16 protein-coding genes are annotated in these 15,651 nt (G+C 63.6%); 11 read left to right on the forward strand and 5 right to left on the reverse strand.

Features of this window, described 5'->3' with window-relative positions:
- The first annotated feature begins 110 nt into the window (after positions 1–110).
- The 7 genes from phnC to ACVNHC_RS04955 all read left to right on the forward strand — a co-directional run bounded on the left by phnC (position 111) and on the right by ACVNHC_RS04955 (position 7,590).
- Positions 111–917, forward strand: a complete 807-nt coding sequence (gene phnC, locus ACVNHC_RS04925) for a phosphonate ABC transporter ATP-binding protein (RefSeq protein WP_050471604.1) — start codon at positions 111–113, stop codon at positions 915–917.
- 19 nt (positions 918–936) lie between these two features.
- Complete coding sequence (gene phnD, locus ACVNHC_RS04930; RefSeq protein ID WP_457166598.1) at positions 937–1,845, forward strand: phosphonate ABC transporter substrate-binding protein; 909 nt, start codon at positions 937–939, stop codon at positions 1,843–1,845.
- Between the two features lie 166 nt (positions 1,846–2,011).
- Positions 2,012–2,923 carry a phosphonate ABC transporter, permease protein PhnE gene (phnE, locus tag ACVNHC_RS04935; RefSeq protein ID WP_058899932.1) on the forward strand — a complete coding sequence of 304 codons (912 nt, stop codon included), beginning with the start codon at positions 2,012–2,014 and terminating at the stop codon, positions 2,921–2,923.
- Positions 2,923–3,822, forward strand: coding sequence for a phosphonate ABC transporter, permease protein PhnE (phnE, locus tag ACVNHC_RS04940; protein WP_457166599.1), 900 nt, complete (start codon positions 2,923–2,925; stop codon positions 3,820–3,822). The genes phnE (ACVNHC_RS04935) and phnE (ACVNHC_RS04940) overlap by 1 nt, the downstream gene beginning before the upstream one ends.
- A complete protein-coding gene (locus tag ACVNHC_RS04945) occupies positions 3,822–4,430 on the forward strand; it encodes a DapH/DapD/GlmU-related protein (protein ID WP_058899934.1) in 609 nt (202 codons plus the stop codon). The genes phnE (ACVNHC_RS04940) and ACVNHC_RS04945 overlap by 1 nt, the downstream gene beginning before the upstream one ends.
- A 176-nt stretch (positions 4,431–4,606) precedes the next feature.
- Positions 4,607–5,536 carry a carbohydrate kinase family protein gene (locus tag ACVNHC_RS04950; RefSeq protein ID WP_119396625.1) on the forward strand — a complete coding sequence of 310 codons (930 nt, stop codon included), beginning with the start codon at positions 4,607–4,609 and terminating at the stop codon, positions 5,534–5,536.
- A gap of 371 nt (positions 5,537–5,907) precedes the next feature.
- Positions 5,908–7,590, forward strand: a complete 1,683-nt coding sequence (locus ACVNHC_RS04955; protein WP_050471609.1) for a methyl-accepting chemotaxis protein — start codon at positions 5,908–5,910, stop codon at positions 7,588–7,590.
- Between the two features lie 84 nt (positions 7,591–7,674).
- Here ACVNHC_RS04955 and ACVNHC_RS04960 read toward each other — a convergent pair whose 3' ends face one another.
- From ACVNHC_RS04960 to ACVNHC_RS04975, 4 genes are read right to left on the reverse strand one after another with little or no spacing between them, the layout of a single operon-like run.
- Positions 7,675–7,989, reverse strand: a complete 315-nt coding sequence (locus tag ACVNHC_RS04960) for a lipid-A-disaccharide synthase N-terminal domain-containing protein (protein ID WP_050471610.1) — start codon at positions 7,987–7,989, stop codon at positions 7,675–7,677.
- A gap of 37 nt (positions 7,990–8,026) precedes the next feature.
- Positions 8,027–8,797, reverse strand: a complete 771-nt coding sequence (locus tag ACVNHC_RS04965; RefSeq protein WP_082205824.1) for a glycosyltransferase family 2 protein — start codon at positions 8,795–8,797, stop codon at positions 8,027–8,029.
- 7 nt (positions 8,798–8,804) lie between these two features.
- Positions 8,805–9,692, reverse strand: a complete 888-nt coding sequence (locus ACVNHC_RS04970) for a phosphatase PAP2 family protein (RefSeq protein ID WP_457166600.1) — start codon at positions 9,690–9,692, stop codon at positions 8,805–8,807.
- Between the two features lie 23 nt (positions 9,693–9,715).
- Positions 9,716–11,458 carry an ArnT family glycosyltransferase gene (locus ACVNHC_RS04975; RefSeq protein ID WP_457166601.1) on the reverse strand — a complete coding sequence of 581 codons (1,743 nt, stop codon included), beginning with the start codon at positions 11,456–11,458 and terminating at the stop codon, positions 9,716–9,718.
- 148 nt (positions 11,459–11,606) lie between these two features.
- On the opposite strand from ACVNHC_RS04975, the gene ACVNHC_RS04980 reads away from it, so the two are divergent.
- Positions 11,607–12,443 (forward strand): phosphodiesterase, encoded by an 837-nt coding sequence (locus ACVNHC_RS04980; protein ID WP_457166602.1) that lies wholly within the window; start codon positions 11,607–11,609, stop codon positions 12,441–12,443.
- A gap of 26 nt (positions 12,444–12,469) precedes the next feature.
- Positions 12,470–13,012 carry a CAP domain-containing protein gene (locus ACVNHC_RS04985; protein WP_208977405.1) on the forward strand — a complete coding sequence of 181 codons (543 nt, stop codon included), beginning with the start codon at positions 12,470–12,472 and terminating at the stop codon, positions 13,010–13,012.
- 245 nt (positions 13,013–13,257) lie between these two features.
- On the opposite strand, the gene ACVNHC_RS04990 is transcribed toward ACVNHC_RS04985, so the two are convergent.
- Positions 13,258–14,718 carry a YcaO-like family protein gene (locus tag ACVNHC_RS04990; RefSeq protein ID WP_457166603.1) on the reverse strand — a complete coding sequence of 487 codons (1,461 nt, stop codon included), beginning with the start codon at positions 14,716–14,718 and terminating at the stop codon, positions 13,258–13,260.
- Positions 14,719–14,963: 245 nt separating this feature from the next.
- Between ACVNHC_RS04990 and ACVNHC_RS04995 the strand changes: the two genes are divergently transcribed.
- Entirely contained in the window at positions 14,964–15,236 is a 273-nt protein-coding gene (locus ACVNHC_RS04995; protein ID WP_050471615.1) for a hypothetical protein, read from the forward strand.
- 84 nt (positions 15,237–15,320) lie between these two features.
- Positions 15,321–15,629 (forward strand): hypothetical protein, encoded by a 309-nt coding sequence (locus tag ACVNHC_RS05000; protein WP_122520012.1) that lies wholly within the window; start codon positions 15,321–15,323, stop codon positions 15,627–15,629.
- Positions 15,630–15,651 lie beyond the last annotated feature (22 nt).

A 15,651-nucleotide genomic window follows, 5' to 3' on the forward strand; every position in this document is an offset into this window, starting at 1 on the left:
TCCCTTACCCGTAAAAGCTGCATGTCCGTCACGGATACGTCACAAAGGCCCAGATGAAAATTCATTCGGATGACGTGGCGCTGTTACAGAGGGCGGGCAGTCTTCCCGTCATGGAACAGAACATCCTTTCCCTCTCCGGCCTCGGCCGCTCCTTCGGCGCCACGCGCGCCGTCGACAACGTCACGCTCTCCATTGCCCCGGGCCAGTTCGTCGGGGTGATCGGACGCTCAGGCGCAGGCAAATCCACGCTGCTGCGCCTGATCAACCGGCTGATCGACCCGAGTGAAGGGACGATCCATTTCGGCGGTCTCAATGTCGGTGCGCTGAAGGGCAAGGCCCTGCGCAGCTGGCGCCGGGACTGCGCCATGATCTTCCAGCAGTTCAATCTGGTGGAGCGGCTCGACGTCCTCACCAATGTGCTGGTCGGCCGTCTTTCCGCCCACGGTTTCCTCAGTTCCATGGCGATGCAGTTCTCGGACGAGGAGCGCACGCTCGCCATCCACGCCCTTGACCGGCTTGATCTTGCCCCGCAGGCGCTGCAGCGGGCCGGAACGCTTTCCGGCGGCCAGCAGCAGCGTGTCGCCATTGCCCGCGCCCTCGTGCAGAACCCGCGCATCCTGCTTGCCGACGAGCCGATCGCAAGCCTTGACCCGGGCAATGCGACCCGCGTGATGGATGCCCTGCGCACCATCAACCGAGAGGATGGCATCACCATCCTCGTCAACCTTCACACCCTCGACACCGCCCGCACCTACTGCGACCGGATCATCGCCATGCGCTCCGGCCGGGTGATGTTCGACGGCGCGCCGCGGCTGCTCACCTGCGAGGTGATGCGCAGCATCTACGGCAGCGAGGACCTCGAGGACTTCACCGAATCCGTGACATCGACGAGCCTCAGGGTCGCGATGCCGGCCTGACCTCTCAAGGGAGACTGACATGCGTATCATTGCCGCCGCCACCGTGCTTGCCCTCGGCCTCGGTGCAACCACCGCCCACGCCCAGGACTGGAAGAACGACTACAAGGTCGTCAAGTTCGGCATTCTCTCGGGCGAGAACGAAAGCGACCGCGTCTCCCGCTACACCCCCTTCAAGGACTACCTGAAGCGGACGGTGGGCGTGGATGTGGAGATCTTCACGGCCGGAAACTACGATGGCGTGATCCAGGCGCTCGCGGCCAACCAGATCGAATTCGCCTTCCTCGGCTCCTCCGCCTATGCGGCCGCCTACACGGAGTCCGAAGGCGGCATGATCCCGCTTCTGACACAGGTGCAGCAGGACGGTTCCACCGGCTACTTCTCGGTCATCGCCGTGCGCTGTGACAGCCCTTACAAGAAGATCGAGGACCTGAAGGGCAAGACGCTCGCCTTTGCCGATCCGGACAGCACCTCGGGCTACAACGTGCCCTACTACAATCTCGACAACCAGGGCTTCAAGCCGTCCGAATTCTTTGGCGCAACGCCCTTCTCCGGCAGCCATGAAGCGGGAGTTGCCGGTGTTGCCAACGGCCAGTTCGACGCGGCCGCCACCTATATCAACAACGAGATCAACGGCATTCCGCAGCGCATGGAAGCCAAGGGCATGATCCAGAAGGGCGAGATCTGCTGGATCTGGCAGTCACCGGAAATCACCTCCGGTCCTTTTGCGGCCCGCGCCAATCTGCCGGAAGGCCTGATCACCGCAATGAAGGACGCGGTCAAGAACGTCCCCACGGCCGATCCGGTGGCCTTCAAGGAAATGTCCGGCGCCGAAAAATCCACGGCCAAGGGCTATGTCGAGGTCGACCATGACCGCTACCAGTGGATCATCGACATGCGCGACTGGTTCAAGAAGCAGCGCCGGAGCTGACATCAGCTCTGCGTGAATACGACCAGCTCCCGGTGGGCCTTGCTCACCGGGAGCTGGCCAAGCCCATGCCGCGCTTGAGCAATGTCAGGGCGTGATGCGTCAGCATTGCAAGACCTGGGGCGGTGACGCTGGGCATTGGCAGAAAATACGCAGCAACGGACAGCTTATGACCCTTGTATCCCCGACAGTAGCGGCCTTCGAGCGGGACTATGCCGCGCAACGCAGCCGCGCCCGGCTGACTTTCCTTGTGGTCCTCGCCCTTCTTCTGGTGCTGTTTCTGGTTACGGCCGGATTTTCCGACTTCTTCAAGGTCAGCCAGATCACGCTTGCCGACGGCAGCCGCGCCGAGCGCTGGGTGCTGCTGGCCGGTCTGCCCCGGCTTGGCGAATATCTGTACAAGACCATCCCCTCCCTCTCGCCCGAAAGCCTCGGTGAAGACCTGGCCGAATGGTTCTGGCGCTGGAAGGTGTGGCTCTGGCTGCTGCTGGAAACGATCCTCATCGCCTTCATGGCTACCGTTCTGGGCCTTGCCGGCGGTTTCCTGCTGTCCTTCTTCGCTGCCCGCAACCTGACACCGGGCCCCGTCACGCTGTGGGTTTCGCGGCGGGTGCTGGAAATTGCCCGGACCGTGCCGGATCTGGTTTTTGCACTGATCTTCGTCTTCTGCTTCGGCGCAGGACCGCTGGCCGGCATGCTCGCTATCGCCTTCCACACCACGGGCTCGCTCGGAAAACTCTATTCCGAGGTGAACGAAAACATCGACATGCGCCCGCTGGAAGGTGTGAAGGCGTCCGGCGGCAGCTGGTTCGACCAGATCCGCTATGGCGCGGTGCCGCAGGTCATGCCGAATATCATCAGCTACACGCTGCTGCGCTTCGAGATCAACGTCCGCTCCTCCTCGATCATCGGCTATGTGGGTGCCGGCGGTCTTGGACAGGAGTTCCGCACCGCCCTGTCCTATCAGGAATACACCGACCTTTCGGCCCTGTTCCTGATCATCCTGGTCACCGTCACCGTGATCGACTGGCTGTCGGAAAAGCTCCGCCATCACATCATCGGCCTGGAAAGGAACGCGTGATGCAGCGCGACACCGCATATCGTCACGGCCCGGCTGCCGCCCCAGCCATCACCGCAGCCGAAATCGCCCGTGCCAGAGCCCGCCTGCCGCATGCCTTCCGCCGCCCTCCGCTGCAGCGGCTCGCCCGGCTGTGCTTCTGGCTGGCTTTCACGGCCCTGTTTGCCTGGTGCCTCTATGATTTCGATGCGTCACCCGAACGGCTCTGGAACGGGCTGCAACGGCTTGGCCGGGTGCTGTCCTTCATGTTCCCGCCCCATGTCTGGACGTCCTGGCGGGAAATGTCGGAGATCCTGACCGGCCTTGCCCAAACCCTGTCGATGGCCTTCCTCGGCACCGTGCTGGGCGCCGTCATCGCATTTCCCCTCTCCTTCCTTGGCGCCCAGAACATCAACCGCTTCCCGTTCCTGCGCTTCGGCGTGCGGCGCGGCTTTGATGTTATCCGCGCCTTCGAAACGCTGATCCTGGCGCTGATCTTCATCCGTGCCTTCGGCCTTGGCCCTCTGGCCGGTGTTCTGGCGATCGCCGTCAGCGAGATCGGCGTGCTGGCGAAACTTTACGCCGAAGCCATCGAAAACACCTCGAAGAAGCCTGTCGAAGGCGTCATCGCCTCGGGCGGCGCACCGCTGCAATCCGTCCGCTTTGGCATTCTGCCGCAGGTCCTGCCCGTGCTTCTGTCGATCACGCTCTACAATTTTGAATCCAATGTCCGCTCCGGCACGATTCTCGGCATCGTCGGCGCGGGCGGCATCGGCTTCCTGCTTTCCGACCGCATCGGCGCCTACCGCTGGGATGAGGCCTGGTCGATCATCTTCCTGATCATCGCCATGGTCTATGTCATCGACGCCCTATCTGCAGTCATCCGCACCCGTTTCATCGGCACATACGACGGTACAAGATAATGAAGACGCTCTCCGAAGCCCCCAGCATCCACGAAACCGCAACGGTGGTTGATTGCCAGATCGGCAAATGGACCGAGATCATGGCGCATGTTTCCATGCGGGAATCGAGCCTTGGTGATTATTCCTACATCGTGAAAGGCGGCAATATCGTCTGGTCGACCATCGGCAAGTTCTGTTCGATTGCCGAAGGCGTGCGCATCAATCCGGGCAACCATGCCACCTGGCGCGCCAGCCAGCACCACTTCACCTACCGCGCTGCCCAATACGGCCTCGGCGAGGACGATGCTGAATTTTTCCAATGGCGCAAGGATCATTGGGTCACCATCGGCCACGATGTCTGGATCGGTCATGGGGTCACGGTTCTGGCCGGGGTCACCGTGGGCACGGGTGCGGTCATTGGCGCAGGCGCCGTGGTCTCCAAGGATGTGCCGCCTTACACCATTGTCGGCGGCGTTCCGGCCCGTCCGATCAAGCGGCGTTTTTCCGAAGCTCAGGCCGAAGCCCTGCAGGCCATTGCCTGGTGGGACTGGAGCCATGACGCCCTGCGCGAAGCCCTCCCCGATATCCGCAAGCTGTCCATCGATGAATTCATCGAAAAATACCGCTGACACCATTCCACGATGAACGCACCGGACCGGGTAGTCAGGGCACGCAATCCCGGCATGCGGCGGCAGAACAGGAGGCAGGAGGCGCGCCTTCAGCCCGGGGGGATCTTGCGCCGCCGCGCGTGCCGGGGCACAAGCAGTGCGGAGCTGATTTGATCCGGAAACCGGGAGGAACGCGGATGATCTTGTGTTGCGGCGAAGCGCTGATGGACATGCTGCCAAGGACTGTTGGCACGGAAGGCACAGCCTTTCTGCCGGTGCCGGGCGGCGCCATCTTCAACACGGCCCTTGCGCTTGGCCGCCTCGGCAACCGTGCAGGCTTCCTCTGCGGTGTCTCGACGGATCTCTTCGGCGAGCAGCTTCTGGCCCATCTTGCCGCCTCCGGCGTCACGTCGGACCTGTGCATCCGCTCTGCCCGCCCGACGACGCTTGCCTTCGTGCGGCTGGTCAATGGGGACGCCACCTACACCTTTTATGACGAAAACTCGGCCGGGCGGCTGATCACGCCGGAAGACCTGCCGGTGCTGCCGGACGGGACAAGCGCCCTGCATTTCGGTGCCATCAGCCTGATCGGCGAGCCCTGCGGCACCGCCTATGAGGCCCTGCTGACGCGCGAGGCCCCCGCCCGCGTGATCTCGCTCGATCCCAACATTCGCCCAGGTTTCATCACCGATGAAGCCGCCTACCGTGCCCGTCTTTCCCGCATCATTCCGCAGGCGGACATCATCAAGGTCTCGCATGAGGATCTGGACTGGCTGGCCCCCGGCGAGCCGTTCGAGGCTCTTGCACAGGACTGGATCGCCAGCGGCGCGAAGATCGTCATCCTCACCCTTGGCAAGGATGGCGCAAGGGCTCTGACCCGCACGCTCGACGTGACCGTTCCGGCCCGCAAGGTCGAGGTGGTGGATACGGTCGGCGCCGGCGACACGTTCAACGCCGGCTTCCTGTCGGCGCTGGAGGATGCCGGTCTCCTGACCAAGGAGGCGATTGCAGGCATCTCGGACCAGAGCCTTACAGCCGCGCTGGCCCGTGCGGTGGCGGTCGCCGCCATCACGGTTTCGCGCGCGGGCGCCAATCCGCCTTTCCGCAGCGAACTTTCCGGCATCTGATACCAAGGCTTTCGATGCTGATGCATCACGCCTTGAAATTGCTCAAGCGCCGCACGGGCTTAACCAACGCTCGACAAGTCAAGCTCATCGAGCATTGGTATGAGACCGCTGCTCGCCGCCTGAAGAAGGAATCAGTTGCCCGCAGGGCGGCTGATTTCTTGTGCGCCGCAAAATAAAACCGGAAGACCTCCCGCCCCACATTCGGCAACCGAAGATTTTACCGGAAGAACTACGTGCAATCTCAAATTACAAAGAAGCCGGACCACCTGTCCTCAACGTCACCCAGCTGTCATCTTCATTTAAAGCTTCAGTAATCACCACATCCTATCGTTACGGCCAGATTCTTCCGCTTCGGCAGAAAGGCCTTACCGATGGCACTCAAGCATATTCCGATCGTTCAGAAGATTCTGGCGGTCCTCATTCTCATGGGACTTTGCGCGACCGGAATCGCGGCCGTCGCCTGGACGCAGATCAACGCTCTCAGTCATTCCTTCACGGAAGTCGGCGCTTCGGAAGAAGCGGCCCGCGAAGCAATGGACCTGCGGATCGACATCATCGCCATCAGCCGCATGACCTATCAGCTGGCCCTCGCGCCGGAAAAAGCCTCCGACTTCCGAGCCGAAACAGACCGCCGCTCCAAGGAAATGCTGGACCGCCTACCGGTTCTCGAAGCGGTGGCCGACACGGCGCAGAAGCAGCAGCTGGCCGATGTGCGCAAGGCAATGGATGCCTATTTCAAGACCATCATTGCCATGGTGGACGTGGCCGCCAAGGATCCGGCAAATGAGGAAGCCATCACTGGCGCCCTTGCAACCGCCCTTTCCGGCCAGAAAAACGTAACGGATGCGGTCAAGGTCTACAGCACCTACTCCGATGGCATGATGAAGACGCAGCGCGAGACTGCCTCCAGTTCCGCCATCTCCGCCGCAACCACCATGGTGGTCACAGCTGTCATTGCCATCATCGCTGGCATCGGCATCGGCCTCTATGTCAGCCAGTATGGCGTGGCCAAGCCGATTTCCGCGATGGTCGAAACACTGACCCGGCTTGCGGATGGCGACAACACGGTCGCTGTGGAGGGCACGGACCGCCGCGATGAAATCGGTGCAGTTGCCAAGGCTACGCTGATCTTCAAGGAAAACAGCATCGAGAAGGAACGCCTGCAGCGGGAAGCCGATGCAGAGAAGGCCAGCGCAGAAGCCCGCCAGAGGGAAATGATGGCGCGCATTGCCAAGGAATTTGAAGATGCCGTTGGCGGCATCGTCAGCAATGTGACGGTGGCCGCGAACCGTCTCGAAAAGGCGGCGCAGGCCATGTCCTCCAACGCGGAACACACGTCCCAGCAGTCCATCACCGTGGCAGCGGCCGCCGAGCAGGCTTCGGCCAACGTCCAGACCGTGGCAGCTGCGACCGAGGAACTGACCGCTTCCGTGCGCGAGATCGCCGGTCAGGTCGACCAGTCCAACCGCATGTCGAATGTGGCCGTGACAGATGCCGATACGGCCGCCCGCAAGGTTCACAGCCTGTCGGATGCGGCCCAGAAGATTGGCGACATCGTCGAGCTGATCAACGGCATCGCCAGCCAGACCAACCTGCTCGCCCTCAACGCCACCATCGAGGCGGCCCGTGCGGGCGAAGCCGGCAAGGGCTTTGCAGTGGTTGCCGCCGAAGTGAAGCAGCTCGCCGACCAGACGGCCAAGGCCACCACGGAGATCGCCTCGCAGGTGGCCTCCATCCAGCTCTCGACCACGGACTCAGCCGCAGCCATCACGGACATCGCCGAATCCATCCGCAAGATGAGCCAGATCAGCGGCGCGGTTGCCGCCTCGGTGGAAGAGCAGTCCTCCGCCACCCAGGAAATTGCCCGCAACGTGCAGCAGGCTTCCAGCGGCACCGCGGAAGTGTCCGGTGCCATCACCACGGTGACCCGTGCGGCACAGGAATCCAGCTCCGCCTCGACGGACGTGCTGCATTTCTCGGCCGATCTTGCCAAGCAGGCCGATCAGCTCAACCGCGAGCTCTCCCGCTTCCTCGGCACCATCCGCGCCGCCTGACAGCCGGACATGCCGGAACAGGAACGGGCGGGATGGTGACCATCCCGCCCGTTGTTTTTTTTCCTGGCAGCCAAGGTTCTGGGTTCAGATCGTGGGATCCTGGCGCTTTTCCTTGAAGATCAGCCACAGGTTCCGGATATAGATGATCAGGCCAAGGGCCTGTCCGGCGATGAACACCGGGTCCTGACGCTGGATCGAGTAGATCAGCAGCAATGTGCCGCCGCCGATGGAGAAGAACCAGAAGGCCACCGGCACGATGGACCGCCCTACCCGCTCCGATGCAATCCACTGCACCACAAAGCGCATCGAGAACATGAACTGGGCGACGAAGCCCAGGATGATCCAAACATCCAGCTGCTGCACGAAAACCGTATGCAGCCAGTCAAGCAAAGCGTTCATCTGAATTGCGGCTCCTGTGATCCGCTCCGGCGTGGTCTCAACGGGGTCCGGCGGCCGGTTCGATGGCCGAAACCTCGGGGATGGATTTGCGGCGGCGGCGCAGCCACCACACACCGAGCAGATCGAGTGCGCCGATCAGGGCCCGGTCGAAAATGCCATATTTGGACGTGCCGTGGCGGCGGTGCCGGTCCAGCACATCCACATGCACCACGCCGTAGCCCTCGCGGATCACCAGCGCGGGCAGGAAGCGGTGCCAGCTGTCAAAATACGGCAGCTGCAGGAAGACCTCGCGGCGCAGCGCCTTGAGGCCGCAGCCGCTGTCACGGGTGTTGTCCTTCAGCAGCGCGCCGCGCAGGCGGTTGGCAAGCCGCGAGGCAATGCGCTTGGCACGGCTTGCCTTGCGCCCCACCCGCTGCCCGGCGGCGAGCGCCACGGACGGGCCGCCCGCTTCCAGCGCAGCCATCAGCTCCGGGATATAGGCCGGGTTGTTTTCACCATCACCATCGATCGTGGCAACAATCCGCCCGCGTGCATGGCGCAGCCCGGTGCGCACGGCGCAGGACTGGCCGCCGGACCGGGCATGGCGCAGAGGGCGCAGCCAGGGATGGGAAGCGGCATAACCGGCGAGAACCTGATCGGTGCCATCGGTCGAGCCATCGTCGATCACCAGCACCTCGAAGGCGCGGCCCTGCAGCGCCTCGGCAATTTCGTCCAGCAGGATGGGCAGGTTGTCGCGCTCGTCCTTGGCCGGCACGATCACGCTCACCTCAAGTCCGGCCTCTGCCATGCCCTGCTCTGTACCGTTCATCGGCATCTCACTTTTCATCCTGTGCAGCGGCTGGATGCGCGGTCATAGACCGGCGCCCAAGGGCCGCATTCCAAAGCGCCCGGAAGGCTGCCCGCGCCGAGAAGGCATTGGCAATGGGACGGATCCGTCCACCGGGGCGCAGCACGAAGCCGATCCGGCGCTTCGCCATCCAGCGGGCGCAGTATAGCGTTGTCGCGGCCCCGAGCAGCAACCCCGCCACAACGTCCGAAGGGTAATGCGCCCCGACCATCACACGGCTGAAAGCTGCCCAGAAGGCCACGGCGGCGATCAGCCAGCGCCAGGCCGGGAAAATCAGCGCCAGTGCCAGCGCGAAAGCGGCGACCGTGGTCGAGTGGCCCGAGGGAAAGCTGGTGTAGGTGCTGTTAAAGGCGAAGAGGCTGAACTCGACCGGGCCCGCCACCTCATACAGCTTCGGCCGGGCGCGGCCGATGCTCCACTTCAGGATCACCACCAGGAGGCCGCTGAGCGCGACGGAATAGAAGACGAAGGCCGCATAGGTCCAGATCATGGCTCCGGCCATGCGCACCCGCACAGCAAGAACCTGCGCATTCACGAGAGCCAGACAGGCGAGGCAGAACAGTCCGGTAGACCACAGGATCCAGTTGGACTTGCCCAGATCCGTGACCCAGGAGAACACCACGCCATATTCCGGTGGCAGTGCCCGCACCCATGGAATGGCGGGAATGTCCAGCATCACCACGCCGAAACCTGCTGCCAGCAGCAGGATGGCCAGAAAGTCCTGCGGGCGCTGGCCGGCAGGCAGTGGCTCATGCGGGCCCTTCGCCCGGGCACGCCGGTTTGCAAGAATGGTGCGGATGCTGGCCACATTTGCCACAAAACGCTGCCGCACCTTGGAAAAACGTCCGGATGCCATCAGGGGCCTTACCTCTTGCTCGCTCATCTTGCAGACGCTCCGGGCACATAAATCCCCAGATCGAGCTGCCGCCCCCCGTTGATATTCAGGCCCTGTACCCTGCCTGCCAGCACGGGCACAAGCCCATCCTTGCTGGCGGCGTCCAGAAACGCCTGTTCCTGACGGCTTTCCACCACGGCGGCACGGCAAGGGGCCGGGTCCTGCGCCAAGAAGGCTGCGGACTGTTCCACGCCGCCCAGCAAAGTGTCCGTGCCTTGCAGGAACACAAAACTTGGCTCGCTGAAGCCGGTTGAGGCCACTTTCACAGGGGCGCAGCCTGCGCCTTCGGAAATCGCGGCCACAAGGCGCGGACTGACCCAGATCGTCGACAGTCCTGGCCCCACAAAGCCCCAGAAGCCGGTGGTCATGGCAACCGCAGCCGCGCAGGAGCGCCAGAGCGCACCCGTCATGTCGCCGCGCAGCAGGCGCATGGAGGCCCAGACGCTGATCACGGCCGCGATGACACAGAAGACCACGCCCGGAGGAGACGGCCAGTCGCCAAGGAACAGCGGCCCGGCAACGGAGGCCGCGGCAATCGCCACCGGCAGCAGCGCCAGCAGCACCGCCGCAATCCAGCGCAGCACACGGCCGGTGGCCGGCCGCTCGTCCACGATCACCAGGGCAACGGGCAGCGCAAGGGCGGGCAGCAGCGGCATGGTGTAATGGGGCAGCTTGGTCGCCACCAGTTCAAACACCACCCAGGCCGGGAAGAACCAGGCCGCACAGAACTGCACCAGCGGCAGGGAGCGCAGCGCCCAGATGCGCGGGGCTGCCAGCGCCAGAAAAGCCGGCAGCGGCCAGAACACCACAAGCATGGCTGCAAGATGGGTCAGCGGCGGTGCGCCGTGGCTTTCCTGGCCCTCGGCCACCTTGCCCATCAGATCGCGGCCGATGGCCTCTTCAAAGAATGTGCCCTTGGAGGCAATCCAGATCGCCACAAACCACGGCAGCACCAGCAGGAGCGTCAGGACGGCACCCGGCAGCGGCGCGGCGGCGCGGAACCAACCGATCCGGCGGCGCATCAAGGCGAGCGCGGCAACTGTCAGGCCAACGATCATCGGTGCCACCGGCCCCTTGACCAGAATGCCAAGCGCCAGCGCCACCCAGAAGACCAGTGCCAGCCCCCAATGGCGGCGGGTGGCGTCATCCGCCAGATAGATCCGCGCCAGAGCCCCTTGCGCCAGAACGATGGAGGCGAAAAGCGTAGCATCCGTCTTGCCGAGGCGGCTTTCCACACCAAGGATCAGCGCCAGAGCCACCAGCATGGCAGCCACCAGCGCGGCTGGCGGCCCGGTGAAGGCGCGTGCCGTCCAATAGACCGCCAGCACCACCGTCAATGCCGCCAGCAGGGACGGCAGCCGGTAGACCCACAAGGGTGCGGAAGCGTCATGTCCCGTGATCTTCACGGCAGCGGCCTGCAGCCAGTAGATGCCGATCGGCTTCTTGTAGCGCGGCTCCTCCTGCAGGCGGATGTCCATATAGTCGCCGGTTTCCAGCATCTGCTTGGTGGCCTGGGTGAAGCGCGGCTCATCCCGGTCGAGCGGTGGAACGGCAGACTGGCCCGGCACAAACATGAACAGCGCCAGAAGAAGCAGCAATGCGGGCGCAAAAAGGTCATGCCCGAGCAGCTTCAACCAGGCCGTATGCGGCCGGGGATCGCGCGCCTGTGCCATGCCGGCTGCGCCGCCGTCGATGCTCTCGCCTGTCTGCTGCTCGGTCTCATGCATGTGACTGTTCCGGAACCGTTTGCACCTGCCATGTGATGCTGCACCGCTTCCTACAGGAGAGCAATCCAAAGGGGAACCTGAGACTTGCGCGAAACGCGGTTTCCACTATCGTCCTCCCGCCCTTTCCATGGAGCTGACCCCAAGGCCGATGACCCTGATTGTCCAGATAACCGACCTGCACCTGCGCCCGCGCGGCCTTGCCTGTTACAGGGTGAGTGACACGAACATGCTGGCGGCCCGTGCGTTCCGCGCCATCGCCGCCCTGCCGCAGAAGCCCGATGCCGTTGTCATCACCGGCGACCTGACGGACGGCGCCGATGAGCGGGAATATGCCCTGCTGCGCCAGCTCTGCCGCCAGCTGCCCTGCCCGGTCTATGTGATGCCCGGCAACCACGACCTGACAGGCGCCATGCGCAGCGAACTGGCGGATTTTCCGGGTGTGGGGGATGCGCCCGCCGGAGACAAGCTGCATTATGCGGTCACCATCGGCGGCCTGCGCCTCGTGGTGCTGGACAGCAGCGTTGCGGGCAAGCCCTATGGCCGGCTGGGTGGGGAACAGATCGCCTGGCTTGACCAGACGCTTGCAGCCGATCACACGCCCACCCTCGTTGCCCTTCATCACCCGCCCAAGGTGACCGGCATCGCCCATATGGACGTGATCGGCCTTGCGGACACCGAGGCGCTCGCCGCCATCCTCTCACGCCACCATCATGTGGAGCGGCTGATCTGCGGTCATGTGCACCGGACAATCATCGCGCGCTTTGCCGGAACGGTCATGACCCTGTGCCCCAGCACAGCCCATGCCTGTGTTCTGGACTTTTCGCCGGACGCTCCTGCCGAATTTGTGATGGAACCGCCTGCGTTTTTTGTGCACCGGCTCGACCCGGAGGCTGGTTTGTCCAGCCATCTTCACTATGTAGAGGCATATCCGGGGCCCTATCCCTTCTTCGCGGACAAGGGTGTGAGTTGGCCTGGCGCAAAATAATCTTTTTTTCAATATCCTGAGGGACGATGCTGAGACAGAACCTTACCCGACGCGACGCCCTGCGCCTGACTTTGCTTGGTGCAGCCGTTCTTCCCCTTGCGGCCTGCGGCGGAGGATCAGGCAGCCAGTTCGACCGCAATGTGCCCATTGAACCGGTTTCGGTAAACCGGGATGAGATGCTGCAGAGGCTGAACAGCTTCCGTGCAGAAAACGGCTTGCCGCCGCTGCGCGCTGACGGACGCCTGAATGAAATCTCGGCATGGATGGCCAATCACATTGCCCGCTGGGACAGCATGGATACCCGCGAGCACCGGGCCATCGCCCTCGCCCGCCGCCTGGATGGGCATGGCTACGAACATTACGCCGCTGCAGAAAACCTCGGTGCCGGCTATGACAGCCTCGATGCCGCCATGGCCGGGTGGAAGGGCTCTGCCGGCCACCGCCGCAACCTGCTCAATCCCTATGTGACCCGGGTCGGCATTTCGCGGGTGCGCCGCCCGACCGGCAAGTGGCGCCATTTCTGGGTGCTGACGCTCGCCCGGCCCAAGGAAGATGGCCGCCCGGGCTGACAGCGCCCAAAAGCTGAAATAAAAAAGAGGCGGGCAAAAAGCCCGCCTTTAAAGTCTGGTTTCCAGAGACCCCAAGAGGGGAACCGGCACGAAGCCGGTGAGAGCGCCGCTCCAAAAGTGGAGTATCAGTCTCATGTTTTTTCTATGCGGTCAGGACGGGCCTGTCAAGCACCCTGCCCTCCGGTATTTCACGGATCTGACCGCAGAGAACCGGCCGGACTTCAGACATGGTGGCATGCGGCAGATCAGAACGGATAGTGCCGTCCGGAAAATTCACCCTCTTCTGCAGGCAAAGGCCTCAGTCCCCACCGGACCGGAGACGTGAAGAGCCGCAGGTTGCCGAAGCGGGGGAGCCAGGAGCACAGATCCGGGCTGACCGCCTTCACGCAAGCAAGCCCGGTCTCCGCTCTTGAGCAATCCGCCAGCCAGATCCGGGTTTTCTGCGCCATCAGCGAGGCTTCGAACTCCTGCCAGGAAAACTCCCGTTCAAGATCCTGCACCACGGCGGCAGTTGCCGCCTCCAGCCGCAGGTCCTGCCGCACGTCCCTGGCTGCATAGGACTGCAACGCAGAGCCAGTTCCCCCCTCTTTGCCGGACGCAGACCTCCGGCCTGCAAGCTCCAGCGCAAATTCACCTTGTACGAGTTCTCCGATTGCAGACTGAAGCACAGCCCCTGCCTCCAGCCCGCCAGCCACCCCGATCACGCCGGATTTCCCGTCTTCACCGTGGGAAACGGCGGCTATCACATGCAGCGAAAAGTCAACTGGCAAGTAAAGAAAATGAGTGACGCGCGCGCGCGCAGTGAGCCAATCAGCACATATTTTAGGCAGAAACTCCCTCGCCTGAGCCCAGGGTAAGGGGGTTATCCCCAGCCGGTTGTGCCACCAGATGCCGGCGGCGTCCCGTTCGGCAAGTTCCAGCACCGCCCGCCGGGCCGCCGTTTCCCGATCCGTCCAGACGGCTGCCCCCAGCGTCGATCCAAGCGCCGACCCAAGCGGGAGCTGCGGTATCCCTGCATTCCGTCCTTCGCCAAGGAGAACGGCAAAGGCGGGAATCAGCGCTGTCTCATCCGAGAAGGCAGAGGTAACACGCATCCGCCGCCGGGACAGCCGGTTCCAGCCGATCCTCTCATCTTCCCACACCGCGGCAAGCGCGGGAACGCGGGCGGCCAGCTCCTTCTCCTGAGCGGCGCTGAACTGCAAGAAGGCCCCGGCCGGCAGATCCTCGTCATCTTCACCTTGCCGCTCCAGCACGAGCGGATCCTCTGGCCCTTGCGCGATCAGACTGAGCCTTTCCGCCAGTTCGCCGAGGCAGCCGAGCACGGCCCGGTGCCGTTCCAGCCCCTGCCCGCCACAGGCCAGCTGCGCCAGAAGAGGCTGGAGCGCCTCCCGACGCCAGCCCTCAGGCAGCGGACCTGGCATGGCCGTACAAACATGGACCGGACAGTCCGCCAGCGGTGCAAAGGCGATCCGGGGGGCAAAACGGTCCAGAAACCCGGCAAACAGGCGCAGGGTCTCAGGCGGGACGCCCTCAGCGGCCCGCAAACTGCCGCCGCGCTGCTCCAGAAGGCCGCAGGACAGGAGGAAGGCCAGAGCCTGCGCCGTCCCGTCTGTCCCGCCATTTCCCTGCGCCGCAGATCTGAATGCCCCATGAGGGTCCGCTTCTGCCGTTTCGGCAGCCCGCAGAAATGCCCCTTTTTGTGCCACTGCCTTGTCCACAAGCCTTCACCGCTCAAGAGTTGCATTGCTGGGGAGCCCCGGTCCGCCTCTTGCCGAAGAGCTCCGTCCGGCGCAGCCTGATTGAGCAACGGCACCCCGGCCAGATCATCTGACGGGAACACGTGACACCAGCATCAGGCAAGGCCCTTTGACCCTGGAACATAACAGTTTCCAGGAGCAGCTTCGCTTTACCCGGTGCCAGCAATTCCAACACCAGACTGAAGAGGTTCGTCATGAAGCAGGAAGCCATTCTCGACAGCAAGCTCTCCCTTGGCGCGCTCATCGGCAAGACCGTGAATGACGCGGCCACTGCCAGCGAAGCTGCGGCCGCTGCCGCAAAGCACCTCTCCGGCGTCACCGTCCATGCGGACAGCGCTGACACCGTGCATCTGGTGGTTCCGGCCGCGGTTGATACGGCCCGCCTCGCCGCTGCCGACGAGAGCTATTTCGAAGAGCTCGGCCGCAAGGCTCTGGGTGCGTGCTACTACGACATCCTGCCGGAATAAGACCGGAGGGCTACAGGACAGCCCGCCGACAGGGGGGCTGTCCTGTCCATCCCGCATTCAGCAGCTCTTGCAAGGACAGGTGCCATGGCGCGATTTCCCCTGCCCGCCTCCAAGATCCCGGTGCTTGGCCGCATTCTGGCTGAAGCGGCAGCCGACCCGGACAAGCGTGAAGCGCTCTGCCGGAACCCGGCCGCTGTCCTTGCCGCTGCCGGTTTGCCCGCCAACCTGACAGCGCTGTTTGACTTCAAGATTCTCGTGGAGACGGCAGAGACTCGTCAGGTGGTGCTTCCGTTCCGCTACAATGCCGAAAAGCTGGCACGCGGCGATGCCGCCTATCTGCAGGAAATCGAAAGCGGCCTTGGCCAGAGCGCCGCGGCAGGTCCGCTGCATTGATGCCAACCGGCAGCATCCCGGC

Source organism: Pannonibacter sp. Q-1 (assembly GCF_054073275.1).